We start from the raw sequence: 15,239 nt of genomic DNA on the forward strand, positions 1-15,239 counted from the left end.
ATTCTTGAATCTTATTGTCTTAACTCTCTACTCTAAATGTATTTCGTTCCAAACTTGCTCTTAACATCGGCAACTACTTGCTTGATGTTTTGCTCCTGGTCGCGTGGGCAGATCAGGAGGGAGTTGTTAGATTCCACCACGATGTAATCGTGCAGGCCTTGTAATATCACCAGCTTATCGCCTGGTACATTTACCATACAGTTGCTGCTATCGTACATAATTACTTTTTCTGACGGGATAACCGCATTGCCTACATAATCCTTATCGGCAAGCTGGTAAATAGAAGCCCAGGTACCCAGATCGCTCCAGCCAAATTCTGATGGGAGTACGTAAACGTTTGATGCTTTCTCCATAATGCCATAATCGATAGAGATATTGATACAGCGCTGGTAAACCTTGTGTACAAATGCTTTCTCCTGATCTGTATTGTAAACCGAACGGGCTTCCGCAAAGATCTCGTGCATTTCGGGCAAGTGACTGTCAAATGATGCAACAATAGCCTTAGCCGACCATACAAATATGCCGGCGTTCCACAGGAATTCGCCGCTTTGGATGAAAGTTTTGGCTATCTCAACGGTAGGCTTCTCTGTAAAGGTTTTTACCTTGTGGAAATCGTCGTTAAGCGTTTGATCAGTATATTGGATGTAACCATAACCGGTATCAGGTCTTGACGGCTTGATACCAAGTGTGATCAGGCAGTTATTTTCTGATGAGGTCTTTAAAGATTTTTCGATGGCAGCAACGAAAGCTGCCTCATCCAGTATCAAGTGATCTGATGGCGCTACAACGATGGCGGCATCAGGGTTCATGCTTTCTATCTTAAAACAACCGTAAGCCACACAAGGGGCGGTGTTACGCATCACAGGCTCTGTCAGGATCTGCTGATCGGCCATGCCCGGTAATTGTTCTTTAACCAGGCCTGTATAATTCTCGTTGGTTACAACGTATATATTTTCGGGAGGGCACACTTTAAGAAAGCGGTCGTAGGTGTTTTGGATAAGTGTTTTGCCGGTTCCCAAAATATCTATAAATTGTTTTGGGTGCGATGCTCTGCTGATTGGCCAAAAACGACTGCCAATTCCGCCTGCCATAATGATGGCGTAGTAATTTTTATTCATTGTTTGTGTAGTAGATTTTAATTTGGCAAATCCGTGCTAAATATGTGCATTAATTTGTAAATTTAATATTAGGTAAAACTAAAATATTTCTATTGGGATTTTATCGTTTTTAAAAGAGATAAATAAGTAAATTGTTTTTAATCAAATAATCATTTTAATATAAAATTTTTAACAAAACCAACCGTTTATTTATAAATTTTTGTTATTTTGAACCATAATTTCCAAAAGTACAAGTAAATAATGATAGAGACTAAGAAGTCGCTTTTTGATAACCTGCAAAACTTTTTCGGGTTTGATAATTTCAAAGGGGAGCAAGAAGCGATCATCACTAATATTTTAGCGGGTAACGATACCTTTGTGATAATGCCTACCGGTGGTGGCAAATCCATGTGTTATCAACTACCGGCACTCATGAGCGAGGGCACGGCGATAGTGATCTCCCCGCTTATCGCGCTAATGAAAAACCAGGTAGATCAGCTAAGGGCCTTCGGAGGCTCGGACAGCATTGCGCATTTCCTAAATTCATCACTTACCAAGGCAGATATTTTAAGGGTTAAAGACGACGTTTTGAGCGGCAAAACCAAACTGCTTTACGTTGCGCCCGAATCATTGACCAAACAAGAGAACATTGATTTTTTAAGGCTTAACCAGATATCATTCGTGGCTGTTGATGAGGCGCATTGTATCTCGGAGTGGGGGCATGATTTCCGCCCGGAATACCGCAAGATCCGCCAGGTTATCAGCAATATTGGCGATGATATCCCAATCATAGCCCTTACCGCAACCGCAACACCAAAAGTACAGCAGGATATTCAAAAAAACCTGCAAATGAATAACGCCACCGTTTACAAATCATCGTTTAACCGCAATAACCTGTTTTATGAGGTTAGGGCTAAACGTAATGCTATAAAAGAAATTGTAAAGTTTGTTAAGCAGAACCAGGGTAAATCGGGCATTATCTATTGCCTTAGCCGTAAAAAGGTGGAGGAAGTTGCCGAAGCATTAAACCTTAACGGTGTAAAAGCTTTACCATACCACGCGGGTTTAGATCCTAAAGTACGTGCCGATACGCAAGACAAATTCCTGATGGAAGACGTGGACGTTATTGTGGCTACCATTGCCTTCGGTATGGGTATCGACAAACCGGACGTTAGGTATGTAGTGCACCACGATATGCCTAAAAGCATGGAAGGCTATTACCAGGAAACAGGCCGTGCCGGCCGTGATGGTGGCGAGGGTGTTTGTGTGGCATTCTATTCAGGAAAAGACATTGATAAACTGCAAAAGTTTATGAAGGATAAGCCTGTTGCCGAACGCGAGATTGGCACACAGATCCTGAAAGAAGTTATTGATTATGCCGAATCATCTGTTTGCCGCCGTAAGCAGCTATTGCATTACTTTGGTGAGAACTTTAACGAAGCTGGTTGCAACAACATGTGCGACAACTGCTGTGGCCCGAAAGTTCATTTTGATGGCGAAGAGCACCTGCACAGGGCATTAAGCCTCATTAAACTGATCGGCGAGAAATTCGACGATTGCCATATCATTAATATTTTGATGGGCAAAGATGACGCGCAGGTTAAAAATTACGAACACGATAAACTGGATTATTTTGGATCGGGCATTGAGCAGGGCGAGAACCTTTGGAATTCGCTGATGCGCCAGGCTTTACTGAATAACTTCCTGTCGAAAGATATTGACCAATACGGACTGCTGCATCTTACTAAAACCGGTAACGCGTTCATCGAGAACCCGTACAGCATCCGCTTCCTGTTAAACCAGGAAATGGGCCCGATGGATGAAGATGACGTTGAAGACGGACCTAAACAGGGTGGTAGTGCGTTAGATACTGCATTGTTGCAGATGCTTAAGGACCTACGTAAAAAACTGGCTAAACAAAAAGGATTGCCGCCTTTCGTTATTTTCCAGGATCCATCGTTAGAGGAAATGTGTACGCATTATCCTATCAATACCGAAGAGCTGAAACAGATCTCGGGCGTTGGAGCGGGCAAGGCATTGAAATTTGGTGCCCCGTTTGTAGACTTGATCAAGAAATACGTTGAGGATAATGATATTGACCGCCCTATTGATATGGTGATTAAAAGCGCTGCCAATAAATCGGCACTTAAAGTCTTTATTATCCAGAATATTGACCGCCATTTAAATTTGGATGATATAGCCGCTTCAAAAGGCTTGACTTACGAGGAGATATTGAAAGAGGTTGAAACCATTGTAAACTCGGGCACCAAGCTTAACTTAAACTATTACATCGATGAGATGATAGATGAAGATAAGCAGGAAGAAGTTTACGACTACTTTAAAACCGCCGAAATAGATTCTATCGATGATGCCCTGGTAGAACTTGGCTCTGACGACTACACCCGCGAAGAAGTGCAGCTTATGCGCATCAAATTCATGTCTGAAGTAGGGAATTAAGCCTTTGAGAATTAAAGCGAAGAAGTAAAGGCCTGAACAGTTAATCTGTTCAGGCCTTTTATAGTTTTGTAAATATCCTTAACTTTATACTTTAAACCACTTATCAGGATAAAAATAAAGCACGTAATCGCAGTCAAGTAAGCGGTTTAACAAATCAAGTAGAAAATACTCCTGATATAAAGAAAATGCTTGAAGAATATCAAAAGGATAGTTTATAAAACTTTCTGATTTTTTTGTAATACTTACTTGGCAATAATCATAAATTCTGTTCTACGGTTAAGCGCTCTGTTATCTTCGGTGGTATTTGGTGCAATAGGCTGTGCCTCGCCGTAGCCTTTGTAAACAAGGCGTGTTGCCACAATACCATTTGCTGATAGGTATTGGTATACGGCATTAGCGCGTTTCTCTGATAATGCTACATTTGCTTGTTCATTACCTACATTATCGGTGTAACCTGCGATCTCTATCTTAACGGTTGGATTAAGCTGTAAAAATTCTACCAGCTTTTGCAACTCGGCTTTTGATTCTGCTTTCAGCTCAAACTTATTGGAATCGAAGAAGATGTTCTTCAGGATCACTTTGTTGCCAACTTCGATAGGAGATAAGAGCACCGAAATATTAAATGCCTTTTTATCTTTTAAACCAATCAACGAGAAATTATCAGAGTAAAACAGGTAACCTTCTCTGGAAATATTCAACCCGTAATTTTTGCCGGCACCCAGTGTTGCTAAAAACTCTCCGCCGTCTGCCGAGCTATAATCCTGGAATACCGGATTGTTTTTCTGAAGGTCGATGATCTCAACGGCCGCCTCTAACGGCGCTTTGGTATTTTTATCGGCCACCGTGCCCTTAACGTATGTTACGATGTTAGGTCGAAGACTAAGCGGCAACTCGAAGGTATAAATATCATATCCACCAAACCCTTTTAGGTTGTTCGATGAAAAGAACGCGTATGAGCCATTGGCGGTTAGCGTTAATCCGTTTTCATCGCCGCTGGTGTTGATGGGATAACCTAAGTTTTCAGGCTTTTGCCATTTACCATCCTTACCTAACCGACTTATAAAAAGGTCTTTTCCACCCATTCCCGGCCAGCCGTTGCTGCAGAAGTAAAATGTGCTGTCATCAGGGTGTATGAATGGCGATTGCTCATCATAAGCGGTATTGATCTCGGGCCCCATATTCTCGGGCACGCCCCATCCTTTATCGCTTAAGGTCGATTTCCAGATGTCGTAACCACCATAGCCACCTTTACGGTTGCTCACAAAGTACAGTGTACGCCCATTGGCACTGATAGATGGCTGCGCCTCCCATCCCGAGGTATTTACCGGGTTGCCTAAGCTGAATGGTTTAGCCCAGTCATCGCCTTTTTTCTGGGCGATGTATATATCGCACCTGCCTAAACCATCGGGGCGGTTACAGCCTGTAAAGAACAGGTATTTACCATCCTGCGAAATAGATTGCGCGCCCTCGTTAAACATGGGCGTATTTATGATATTGCTCAGGTATTCGGCATTTTGCCAGTTGTTGTTAAGCTTAATACTTTTATAAAAATCTTCGTTGTTATCTATTTTACGGGTAAAGATCAAAGTACCCTCATCTGCGGTAGCCACGGGGAGGTATTCGTCGTTAGCGGTATTGATCTCGGCACCCATGTTTATCGGCACAAAAGCAACGGGATGGGTTAAAGCCTGGATACTGAATCTGCAATCAGCAATTAGTTTTTGGGCATAAGCCTGGTTTTGCGCAGTAATGTTTGGGTAGGTAAGGTACTTTTCCAAATGGCGCTGGGCCGGCTCGTACATGGCGCTGGTGATCTCAATTTCGCCAACTTTTAAATATACCGAACGGTTATACTCCGGGTCTAATTCAATAACTTTTAAGAATTGGTTAATGGCAGGTTTGTAAATGCGGCGCATACGTAGTACCTCACCTAATTGCGCATGGGCCTCAATAAATTTAGGATCGGCTTTAATAGCTTGCTTAAGCTGGGTAATGGCCTCGTCATACAAGTGTTCATCAATACTTTGGTTTGCCTGCGCAAAATATTTAATAGCCTCTTTATCCGTAGTAGAATACTGCCTTTGCTGGGCAAAGGCACCTAAAGATAACATCACCATGAAAATTAACAGAAGGTAGGTTTTGCGCATTGGGTATTGATACGGTAATCAATACACTAAGTTACACTATTAAGGGATATTTAAGTATTTATGGGTTTGTAATGATATTTCCCATTGAGGGTTCGCCATTACATAATCCACAATAAGCGGGGTCATCTCGGTGTGTTTAGACCATTCTGGTTGCATATACAACTTGCAATTTGGGCCAACCAACTTTGCATTATGCTCTGCAAAGGCAAAATCCGATTTATTGAAGATTATCACTTTCAGCTCGTGAGCAGCATCGGCAACAACCTGTGTAGGTGCTTTAAACTTCTTGGGCGACAGGCAAATCCAATCCCAGTTACCTGAAAGGGGGTAAGCACCGGATGTTTCAATAAAGGTTTTGATGCCTTTTTGCTGCAGGTTTTGGGTAAGATAATCCAGGTTATAGATCAACGGCTCGCCACCGGTAACAACAACCGCTTTGGATGGAAATTTGGTAGCGTTTTCTACAATAGTGTCGGATAGTGTAAGCGGATGCAGTTCTGCATCCCAGCTTTCTTTAACATCGCACCAATGGCATCCCACATCACAGCCGCCAAGGCGGATAAAATAAGCAGCTTTGCCGGTATTGTATCCTTCGCCCTGTATCGTATAAAACTCTTCCATTAAAGGAAGTAATGTGCCATCTTCCGGAACCTGGTGTGCCATAATAAGGCGCAAAGGTAACTTTTTTAGAGGTAAAAGGTTAAAGGCGAAATGGAAAAGCAATTGATTATGATATTTAAAAGATAATAGTAGTGCCAGTTTAATAAACTTTTATTCTTAACCTTTTACTTTTCAACCGTTTAAATCCTTTTAGCTTTCAAGTAAATTAACTATAATTACATAAATTTTGTCGCATGAAGAAACTATACACCCCCCTTGTATTTTTTGCATTCTTTTGCCTCAGCTCATGCGTGGATATTGAAGAGCGTTACGATTTTAAACCAAACGGCTCTTGTACTGTTGCCTATGGCTTTGATATGAGCCGGGCGCTCTCCGTTTTAAATGTGTTGATCTCTGACTCGGTAAGGGCCACACCACAGTTTAGTTTGGTTAAGGACACTTCCATGAATTACTTTTATACGCTGCCCGATAGTGTTGTAATGAAAATGAGCGCTGAAGAGATAAATACGGCCAAAAATAGTTCGCTCCATATTAATATGGATCTTACCAAAAATAAGATGAAGGTGAACCTCGATTACCTGGCCAAAACCCCGGCCGATCTGGTTTATTACCTGCACCATGTTTCGGCATTTTCAGTAAAAGTACCCCAGGGTGAGTTTATCGAATCTAAACAAAAAGTTGTTAAACAATCCGGCGACCCAAAAGATTATAAAGGTGAGCTTTTATTGGGAGGGCAAGACTATTATACCTACGAAATTACCGACCATAAATTCTCCCGTATTATTAATAAAACCAAGTTTAATAATTTCTTAAAAGGTGCGGGCTCGCGGTTGGCTATGGCTAAAGCTATGCTGATAGACATGCCTTATAAAATGGTTTTAAAATTTGCCAAGCCTGTGAAGAAGATCGACAATTCCAAGGCCATACTTTCTGCCGACAGGATGCAGGTTACGTTAGTCACCAGTATGGATGAGGTGATTAAAAACCCGGCTTTGATGAACTTGCAGGTTGATTTCTAATCATTGCTAATGAAGTGGTACCCAGTCCCCGGCCTTGAGTTGAACGGTCAGCCATTCATCAAGAAAGTAAAAGTAAGCGGCAAAGATATTATTATAATTGGCTACGAAAACGAGCTTTATGCGCTTGGTTCAATTTGTCCGCATGCCCGTGAAGACTTAAGCCGTGGCTGGTGTGCAGATGGAAAACTCGTTTGCCCATACCACCGGTTTAGTTACGACCTCCAAACAGGCAATGGCAGCCCCGGCCAAAATGATTATGTTGATAGCTATGCAATTGCAATAAGGGCAGGAGAGGTGCACGTTGGGATAGAAAACTTTTGGGATAAATTCAAGCTGTCTGGAATGACGAACATGTAAGTCTGAGCCTGTCGAAGACCTATAAGCTGGCTAATGGTTCGACAAGCTCACCATGAAAACTTGTTAAGAATAAACCTCTTTATTAGCAGAAGCCAGCGTATTTTTAAGTAAACCTATAATGGTCATCAAACCAACGCCTCCCGGTACAGGGGTTATCCATGATGCTTTCTGTGATACACCTTCAAAATCAACATCGCCATAAAGTTTGTAGCCCGATTTGGTAATGGTTGAGGTTTCGCGGTTCATACCTACATCAATAACTACAACACCATCTTTAACCATATCGGCAGTAATAAAATTCTTTTTACCGATGGCTACGATGAGGATATCAGCATCAAGCGTGAACTTTTTAATATCAGGAGTGCGGCTGTGGCAAATAGTTACAGTACAATTACCCGGGGTAGTGTTACGTGCCATCAGAATACTCATTGGCGAGCCAACGATGTTACTGCGACCAACTACCACGCAATGCTTACCTGCGGTTTCTACACCATATTCTTTTAGCATTAAAGTAATACCATAAGGGGTAGCCGGGATAAACGACGGCAGGTTACGCTGCATACGGCCAAGATTAACCGGGTGGAAACCATCCACATCTTTCTTAGGGTCGATACGCTCTGTTACTTTCTCAGGGTCGATATGTTTTGGTAGTGGAAGTTGTACGATGATACCATCGATATCTTCATCAGCATTTAACTCTGCTACTTTGGCAAGCAGTTCATCCTCGCTCACCGTATCTTCATAACGTACCAGGGTAGATTTAAAGCCTACCTTTTCGCAGTTCTTCATCTTGCTGGCAACATAGGTTTCGCTGCCGCCATCGTGGCCAACCAAAACGGCTACCAAATGCGGTTTACGGCCGGTGCGCGCTAAAATTTTCGCCGCTTCTTCGGCAATTTCACCTTTAAGTTTTTCTGATACGTATTTTCCGTCGAGTAACTTCATATAAGAGAGAGTCAAGATTTGGAGAATCAAGAATCAAGACATGAAATTTCTTGTCTCTTGATTCCTGACTTCCTGATGCTAATAATTAATCAAGTTTCAACACCGCCATAAACGCGCTTTGTGGTATTTCTACGTTACCAACCTGGCGCATGCGTTTTTTACCTTTTTTCTGTTTTTCTAACAGTTTACGTTTACGCGAAATATCACCACCGTAACATTTGGCAGTTACATCCTTACGTAAAGCTTTCACAGTTTCGCGGGCGATTATCTTAGCACCAATAGATGCCTGAATAACAATTTCAAACTGCTGGCGTGGCAAAAGTTCTTTCAGCTTTTCACAGATCTTTTTGCCAAAATCGAAAGAGTTACCACGGAAGATCAATGATGACAGTGCATCAACCGGCTCTGCATTCAACTTTATATCCAAACGAACCAAGTCCGACTGGCGGTAGCCAATCTGGTGGTAATCAAAAGAGGCATAACCTTTTGAAATGGTTTTTAGCTTATCGTAAAAATCGAATACGATCTCGCCCATTGGCATTTCGAAAACCAGCTCTACACGATCTGACGTTAGGTATGATTGATTTTTGATAAAACCACGTTTCTGGATACAAAGCGACATCACCGGGCCAACAAATTCGGCTTTGGTAATGATGGTTGCCTTGATATATGGCTCCTCAACAAAATCTATCTTACTTGGGTCGGGAAGGTCTGATGGGTTATTTACTATAACAGGTTCGCCTTTGGTACTGTGGGCAATGTACGATACGTTAGGTACGGTTGTAATAACCGTCATATCAAACTCGCGCTCCAAACGTTCCTGGATGATCTCCATATGCAGCATCCCAAGGAAACCACATCGGAAACCAAAACCCAAAGCTGCGGATGATTCCGGTTCAAAAACCAATGAAGCATCATTCAGCTGCAGCTTGGCCATCGATTCGCGCAGTTCTTCGTAATCCTCAGTATCAACCGGGTAAATACCCGCGAATACCATTGGTTTTACTTCTTCAAAACCTTGGATCCCGCCTTCGCATGGGCGGGCGATGGTGGTAATGGTATCACCAACTTTGACTTCGCGCGATTCTTTTATTCCCGAAATGATGTAACCTACATCACCGGTTTTAATTACGTCTTTTGGTAGTTGCTTTAGCTTAAGCGTACCCACTTCTTCAGCAATGTACTGCTTTTCGGTAGCGAAAAATTTAACCCTGTCACCCTTGCGGATCTCGCCGTTCACTACTTTGAAGTAAGCTACGATACCACGGAACGAGTTATAAACCGAGTCGAAGATCAACGCCTGTAGAGGTGCTTCAGGGTCGCCAACAGGGGCGGGGACACGGTCTATAATGGCACGGAGGATATCAAATACACCCATACCGGTTTTACCCGATGCAGCCAATATCTCTTCGCGTTTACAGCCTATCAATTCAACAATCTGGTCTTTAACCTCCTCGGGCATAGCGCCGGGCAGGTCCATTTTATTTAGTACGGGGATGATCTCCAGGTCATTCTCTAACGCTAAATAAAGGTTAGATATGGTTTGTGCCTGGATGCCTTGCGCAGCATCTACAATAAGCAATGCGCCTTCGCAGGCTGCTATAGAGCGCGAAACCTCGTATGAAAAATCTACGTGGCCGGGGGTATCGATCAGGTTCAGGACATATTTTATCCCGTCCAGTTCATAATCCATCTGGATGGCGTGGCTCTTTATGGTAATGCCACGCTCACGTTCAAGGTCCATATCGTCAAGCAATTGGGCCTGGCTTTCGCGCTGGGTGATGGTGCCGGTATATTCTAATAACCTATCGGCAAGGGTACTTTTACCGTGGTCGATATGTGCTATTATACAAAAATTACGTATGTGCTTCATTCAGCCGCAAAAATAACTTTTTAAGCGGATAAATTCGTATCTACTTATCAATTAAGCTTGGAAAGGGAACGGCAATCAAATTCATCATTTATTTAACCTCCATTTACCTCACTGTCCCACTAAATATTACACAATATGGGACAAATATACAAATGGCTGCAAATGAGATATTTATAGGGATCATAAATTTAATTTTACTTCAAGTAATACCTTATTATTTTTATAATAAATAATTAATAATCAGATATATATAAATTTCAACAGGGGTGTCCCACTCACTTCTGAATGGGACGGAATGGGACACCCTCTGAATTGACCCGTCCTGAAAAAATTTTACACTTTTGGTTGTTAATATTGTGCCTGTTTTACACTTTAATAACTACTTTTTTCCGCTATTTTTTCGCCCCTAATTCGCCCCAGAAAAATCACATAATAAAATTTCTTTAATAAATAAAGATTATTCTGTATATTTACAGAAAATAGTTTGTTATGGAAGAATATGAATTTTATGGGGATACCGATAATCCCACTTTTTACAGGCCGCCAATTATTGAAGCCCTGCGCACCCGGGTGCAAAACAACAGGAAGCGTTTAAAAAAACACGGCCTCGACCCGACCGTTTACCTCGACCCGCAAAAAACCGACCTGCTGTTTGTTAAAACCGCCGGTGAGTGGATGAAACAGGAGTACGGCAAACCCATGCCGCGCATGCTATTGGGCGACCTTTGGCTGGAGGGCGAAATGTGCATCCTGTTTGTCGATACCAACCTGGGCAAATCTATCCTGGCGGTACAAATTGGCAATAACCTTGCGCAGGGTTGTTGTACCGGCATATTCAACAACCAGCTGGAGCCACAAACCCGCGTGCTGTATGTAGATTTTGAGATGGGGAGCAAGCAGTTCGAGAGCCGGTATTTCGACAGCCAATGGGGCAGCCACCAGTTTGGGCTTACATTTTTCCGTGCCGAATTTAACCCCGAGGCCGAGAACCCCGCCCTGTATGATAATTACGATGCCTACCTTGAATCTGCACTCGAAAGCGCCATTACCAAAACCAAGGCTACGGTGCTTATCATCGATAACCTTACCTACATGGCTACCGGCACAGAGCGCGCCCGCGAGGCCCTGCCGCTGATGAAGAAGCTGAAAGCGCTAAAGAAAAAGTACAACCTGAGCATGCTGGTGCTGGCGCATACCCCAAAACGCATGGCCAACAAACCCATTACCGTGAACGATTTGCAGGGCAGCAAAATGATCATCAACTTTTGCGACAGCGCCTTCGCCATTGGCAAAAGCCACACCCAGCCCGGCAAGCTGTACCTGAAACAGGTAAAACAACGCAGCCGCAAAACCATGTACGATGAGCATAACGTTTGCCTTTGCCACATAGCGAAGGACATGAGCGACCTGAACTTTGTATTTGAAGGCCACGCCAAAGAACGCGACCACCTGCAAAGCGCCTTTGCCCAGGCCCGCGAACAACTGCAACAACAAGCCCGAGACCTGCACCTAACCGGCCAAAGCTATCGCCAGATCAGCACGCTACTAAAAGTGCCGGTAAGTACGTTGGGGAGATGGTTGGGGTAGGGTAGCTTATGAAAATTGAAATTATGTAACATTAATTTGTCAATACTATACTCGAATTAATAATATTAGATAATGTTAGTTTTAACTTGTAAAATTGTTAAATTACTTCTAATAAGAATATAAGGATAATTAATGATTACTTACATTAAGATAAATGGCTTTAAATCATTTCAAAATTTTGAAATGTCGTTTACACCCCTTACGGTTATTGCAGGTGTAAACGCGTCTGGAAAAAGCAATTTATTTGACGCTTTAAAACTTTTATCTCGTTTAGCGGAGACGGACTTAAAAACCGCTTTCAGTGAGCAGAGAGGAAATGCGGATGAACTATTTACGCAATATGATGATGATGAGTATGCAACTGAAATGGAATTTACAGTTGAAATGCTCGTTGAAAGAAAGATTAAAGATAATTGGGGTGGCTTAGCGGAATTAAATAATACAAGACTTAAGTATAGCTTAACAATAGCACGTAATAAAAGTGAATTTGGGTTTCAGAATTTAATAGTAGCACATGAAAGCCTGGAAAAAATAAAGCCCGAGGACGATAAATGGGCAAAGCAATTACTTGGAAAAGATGCTAAAGATTTGTGGAAAACACTTAGAGCTGGTGGTTCTAAGGAACCGTTTATTAAAGCAGAAAAAGAAGGCGATATTCTTGCAATAAAAATAAGACAAGATGGCGGTCACGGAGGCAAAGCAACACCTGCAAATGCTGCGGTTCAAACAGTATTAGGAGGAATTAACTCAATCGACTTTAGACATGCTTTTGCAGCTAAAGAGGAAATGAGAAAGTGGAAATTTCTACAACTTAATCCTGATGATTTAAGAGAGCCTACGAAGCAAGATGTTGGTCTTAAAGATGAGATATCGCAAACAGGTAAGAATTTAGCAGCTGTTTTGTATCGAATAAAACTGCAAGACCCGTATGCTATAAAAGAAATTTCAAGGAAATTAAATTCATTCTTACCCGGATTTACTGAAGTCAGGGTTTATAATGACACTAATAACAGACAGTATATTATTAAATTAAAAGGAGAGGATGGTAAAGAGTTTTCATCAAGGGTATTATCGGAAGGCACATTAAGACTATTAGCCCTTTGCGTATTAGAATACGACCAAGCCCATAACGGTTTACTTTGTTTTGAAGAACCTGAAAATGGTATACATCCATTTCGAATCGACTCCATAGCTCAACTTTTGAAAAACTTAAGTGTAGACTTTAAAGATGATCATGATAATTTAAGGCAAGTTATAGTAAATACTCATTCTCCTGTTTTGATTAGTACATTAATTCAATGGCGTGCGAATCCTAACGTATCAGTTTGGTTATCCAAACAAAACACGTTAATTAAAGAGATCAATGGAAAGAAAATTAATTTAAAAGTTAGTCGAGTTTCTCCAGTAGTTAAGGAATCTGAAGGATCAAAACAATTATATCTTTTTAATTTCACAAGCGAAAATGAAAGGAAGCTGACTCTTACTGAAGCTGAAAACTATTTAAAAACTGCTGACGCTGAGAATGCTATAAAAGCGATCAAAGTATGAGCCAAATTAGTATAGCTTTTTCTACTGAAGGAAATACAGATGTTCGCCTACTTGAGGGAATATTACAACGTACATTTATTTCTGTAGGTGGTGAGTGCACATCTCAAATAGAGGTTATCGATCCTATAATTAGTGTAAACAAAGAACATGGAAATGACTTTGTCACTCAAATGGAAAGCTGTGCTAAAAAAGCTTTTGCAAATGGTGCTATGGTATTCTGTGTTCATGTAGATGCAGATTCTGCTAATGATCAATTGGTTATAACGAATAAAATCAAGCCATTATCTGATTTTTTTGCTGCACATCCGGATAGTGATATTTGTAAAATATTAGTGTCAATTATTCCAGTTCATATGTCAGAATCATGGATGTTAGCCGATAAGGAACTTTTGAAAGAAGAAATAGGGACGGATAAAACCGATTTAGAGTTAGGCTTAAATAGGCCTCCTGAGTCTTACGCTGACCCAAAATCCGCAATTGAAGCTGCCATAAGAATAGCAAGACAAAATATGGTTAGACGTCGACGGCATGAATTAAAAATATCTGACTTATACAGATCTATAGGACAAAAGATTGAATTGCACAAATTAGAGCAACTCCCATCTTTTTTAAAATTTAAAGAATCTGTAAGAGATTCATATAAGTCTCTAAATTATTTGCATTAAATTTTGTCTTCGCAGGGTCTTCTGAAAGAGACCCTGCGAAGTATGCAAGGCAACGCAGGGTCCACTATGTGAGACCCTGCGACGACCAAGCTGTGATGATGGTTGGCTACCTTAATTATCTAACAAGATTCCTCCTCCTACCTCGTTCGGAACGGCATGGATGGAGAGGCCGACTTGAAGCACAAACCCCTTCCTGCACCTTCCCCAGGTAAGAGATTGCACGAGGCCGCCGCTTTTATTAGCATGCGTGGACACGTACGCCGGCATCAGTTTAGACAAAACGAGCCTGACGAACGGAACGATGACCTCAAAATGCGACATAGCGTAACACTTGGGTGGCACAGCAACTGATAAAGCACTAACTTACACAAGGTGTTACCAAGTCGCGACTTTTCTTTGGTTCGTTTCTTTTGAGAGAAAAGAAATGAACATCCACTGCCGATAAAAAAGCTCACTGCCATTCCTAACGGAGAACTAATCGGCTACTTGTCCTAAAGAGATTGCTTCGTATCTCGCAATGACTTGGTGTTGAGGAGTTAATCGAAGATCTACATAACCTAACAAGATTCTGTCTTCGCAGGGTCTTCTGAAAGACACCCTGCGCCGTATACAAGGCAACGCAGGGTCCACGATGTGAGACCCTGCGACGACCAAAAAGCGTGGGGTAAATGTCAGAGCGGGCGGGCCGGGAGTATGGCGGGAATGTCGGTTTAGCTTTCGAACTCGCGCATGCGGGAGAAAGCGTTAAGAACCGGCAGGGCGGGCAGAAGCGTCGCTCTGACTTGGCCTTTTCTTTTGGTTCGTTTTCTTTGCGGCTAAGGCAAAGAAAATGAACATCCACAGGCTAAACGAAAACCCACTGCCATTCCTAACGAAGAACCAATCGCGAACTTGTCCTAAAGAGATCTGTCTTCGCAGGGTCT

11 protein-coding genes are annotated in these 15,239 nt (G+C 42.0%); 6 read left to right on the forward strand and 5 right to left on the reverse strand.

The features are described from left to right. Positions 1–32 precede the first annotated feature (32 nt). A complete protein-coding gene (locus RHM67_RS11645) occupies positions 33–1,118 on the reverse strand; it encodes a mannose-1-phosphate guanylyltransferase (RefSeq protein WP_322226903.1) in 1,086 nt (361 codons plus the stop codon). Between the two features lie 243 nt (positions 1,119–1,361). Here RHM67_RS11645 and recQ point away from each other — a divergent pair, with 243 nt between their 5' ends. Next, the gene (recQ, locus tag RHM67_RS11650) at positions 1,362–3,554 is read left to right on the forward strand and encodes a DNA helicase RecQ (protein WP_322232189.1); all 2,193 of its coding nucleotides are present in this window, start codon (positions 1,362–1,364) and stop codon (positions 3,552–3,554) included. Between the two features lie 242 nt (positions 3,555–3,796). Here recQ and RHM67_RS11655 read toward each other — a convergent pair whose 3' ends face one another. Continuing rightward, positions 3,797–5,701: an OmpA family protein gene (locus RHM67_RS11655; RefSeq protein WP_322226904.1), complete on the reverse strand. Its 1,905-nt coding sequence runs from the start codon at positions 5,699–5,701 to the stop codon at positions 3,797–3,799. A 39-nt stretch (positions 5,702–5,740) separates the two neighbouring features. Then, complete coding sequence (locus RHM67_RS11660) at positions 5,741–6,364, reverse strand: 7-carboxy-7-deazaguanine synthase QueE (protein ID WP_252756889.1); 624 nt, start codon at positions 6,362–6,364, stop codon at positions 5,741–5,743. 191 nt (positions 6,365–6,555) lie between these two features. Between RHM67_RS11660 and RHM67_RS11665 the strand changes: the two genes are divergently transcribed. Then, positions 6,556–7,341, forward strand: coding sequence for a hypothetical protein (locus RHM67_RS11665; protein WP_322226905.1), 786 nt, complete (start codon positions 6,556–6,558; stop codon positions 7,339–7,341). A gap of 9 nt (positions 7,342–7,350) precedes the next feature. Next, on the forward strand, positions 7,351–7,698 hold the full coding sequence (locus tag RHM67_RS11670) for a Rieske (2Fe-2S) protein (protein ID WP_322226907.1): 348 nt from the start codon (positions 7,351–7,353) through the stop codon (positions 7,696–7,698). Between the two features lie 63 nt (positions 7,699–7,761). On the opposite strand, the gene RHM67_RS11675 is transcribed toward RHM67_RS11670, so the two are convergent. Continuing rightward, entirely contained in the window at positions 7,762–8,643 is an 882-nt protein-coding gene (locus RHM67_RS11675; RefSeq protein WP_322226908.1) for a bifunctional 5,10-methylenetetrahydrofolate dehydrogenase/5,10-methenyltetrahydrofolate cyclohydrolase, read from the reverse strand. Positions 8,644–8,728: 85 nt separating this feature from the next. Next, positions 8,729–10,516, reverse strand: a complete 1,788-nt coding sequence (lepA, locus tag RHM67_RS11680) for a translation elongation factor 4 (protein ID WP_322226909.1) — start codon at positions 10,514–10,516, stop codon at positions 8,729–8,731. A gap of 489 nt (positions 10,517–11,005) precedes the next feature. On the opposite strand from lepA, the gene RHM67_RS11685 reads away from it, so the two are divergent. The 3 genes from RHM67_RS11685 (at position 11,006) to RHM67_RS11695 (ending at position 14,316) form a co-directional block, all read left to right on the forward strand. Next, positions 11,006–12,103 (forward strand): AAA family ATPase, encoded by a 1,098-nt coding sequence (locus RHM67_RS11685; protein ID WP_322226910.1) that lies wholly within the window; start codon positions 11,006–11,008, stop codon positions 12,101–12,103. Positions 12,104–12,235: 132 nt separating this feature from the next. Continuing rightward, positions 12,236–13,651 (forward strand): AAA family ATPase, encoded by a 1,416-nt coding sequence (locus RHM67_RS11690; protein WP_322226912.1) that lies wholly within the window; start codon positions 12,236–12,238, stop codon positions 13,649–13,651. After that, positions 13,648–14,316, forward strand: a complete 669-nt coding sequence (locus RHM67_RS11695) for a DUF4276 family protein (protein WP_322226913.1) — start codon at positions 13,648–13,650, stop codon at positions 14,314–14,316. The genes RHM67_RS11690 and RHM67_RS11695 overlap by 4 nt, the downstream gene beginning before the upstream one ends. The last annotated feature ends 923 nt before the right edge of the window (positions 14,317–15,239 follow it).

Origin of the sequence: Mucilaginibacter sp. 5C4, assembly GCF_034345625.1 — a bacterium.
In the GTDB taxonomy this organism is placed as follows: domain Bacteria; phylum Bacteroidota; class Bacteroidia; order Sphingobacteriales; family Sphingobacteriaceae; genus Mucilaginibacter; species Mucilaginibacter aurantiaciroseus.

Bases quoted from the DNA above. Each gene is read 5' to 3' on its own strand.
- RHM67_RS11645 (WP_322226903.1), bottom strand. From the start codon at position 1,118: ATGAATAAAAATTACTACGCCATCATTATGGCAGGCGGAATTGGCAGT.
- RHM67_RS11655 (WP_322226904.1), bottom strand. From the start codon at position 5,701: ATGCGCAAAACCTACCTTCTGTTAATTTTCATGGTGATGTTATCTTTA.
- RHM67_RS11660 (WP_252756889.1), bottom strand. From the start codon at position 6,364: ATGGCACACCAGGTTCCGGAAGATGGCACATTACTTCCTTTAATGGAA.
- RHM67_RS11665 (WP_322226905.1), top strand. From the start codon at position 6,556: ATGAAGAAACTATACACCCCCCTTGTATTTTTTGCATTCTTTTGCCTC.
- RHM67_RS11670 (WP_322226907.1), top strand. From the start codon at position 7,351: ATGAAGTGGTACCCAGTCCCCGGCCTTGAGTTGAACGGTCAGCCATTC.
- RHM67_RS11675 (WP_322226908.1), bottom strand. From the start codon at position 8,643: ATGAAGTTACTCGACGGAAAATACGTATCAGAAAAACTTAAAGGTGAA.
- lepA (WP_322226909.1), bottom strand. From the start codon at position 10,516: ATGAAGCACATACGTAATTTTTGTATAATAGCACATATCGACCACGGT.
- RHM67_RS11685 (WP_322226910.1), top strand. From the start codon at position 11,006: ATGGAAGAATATGAATTTTATGGGGATACCGATAATCCCACTTTTTAC.
- RHM67_RS11690 (WP_322226912.1), top strand. From the start codon at position 12,236: ATGATTACTTACATTAAGATAAATGGCTTTAAATCATTTCAAAATTTT.
- RHM67_RS11695 (WP_322226913.1), top strand. From the start codon at position 13,648: ATGAGCCAAATTAGTATAGCTTTTTCTACTGAAGGAAATACAGATGTT.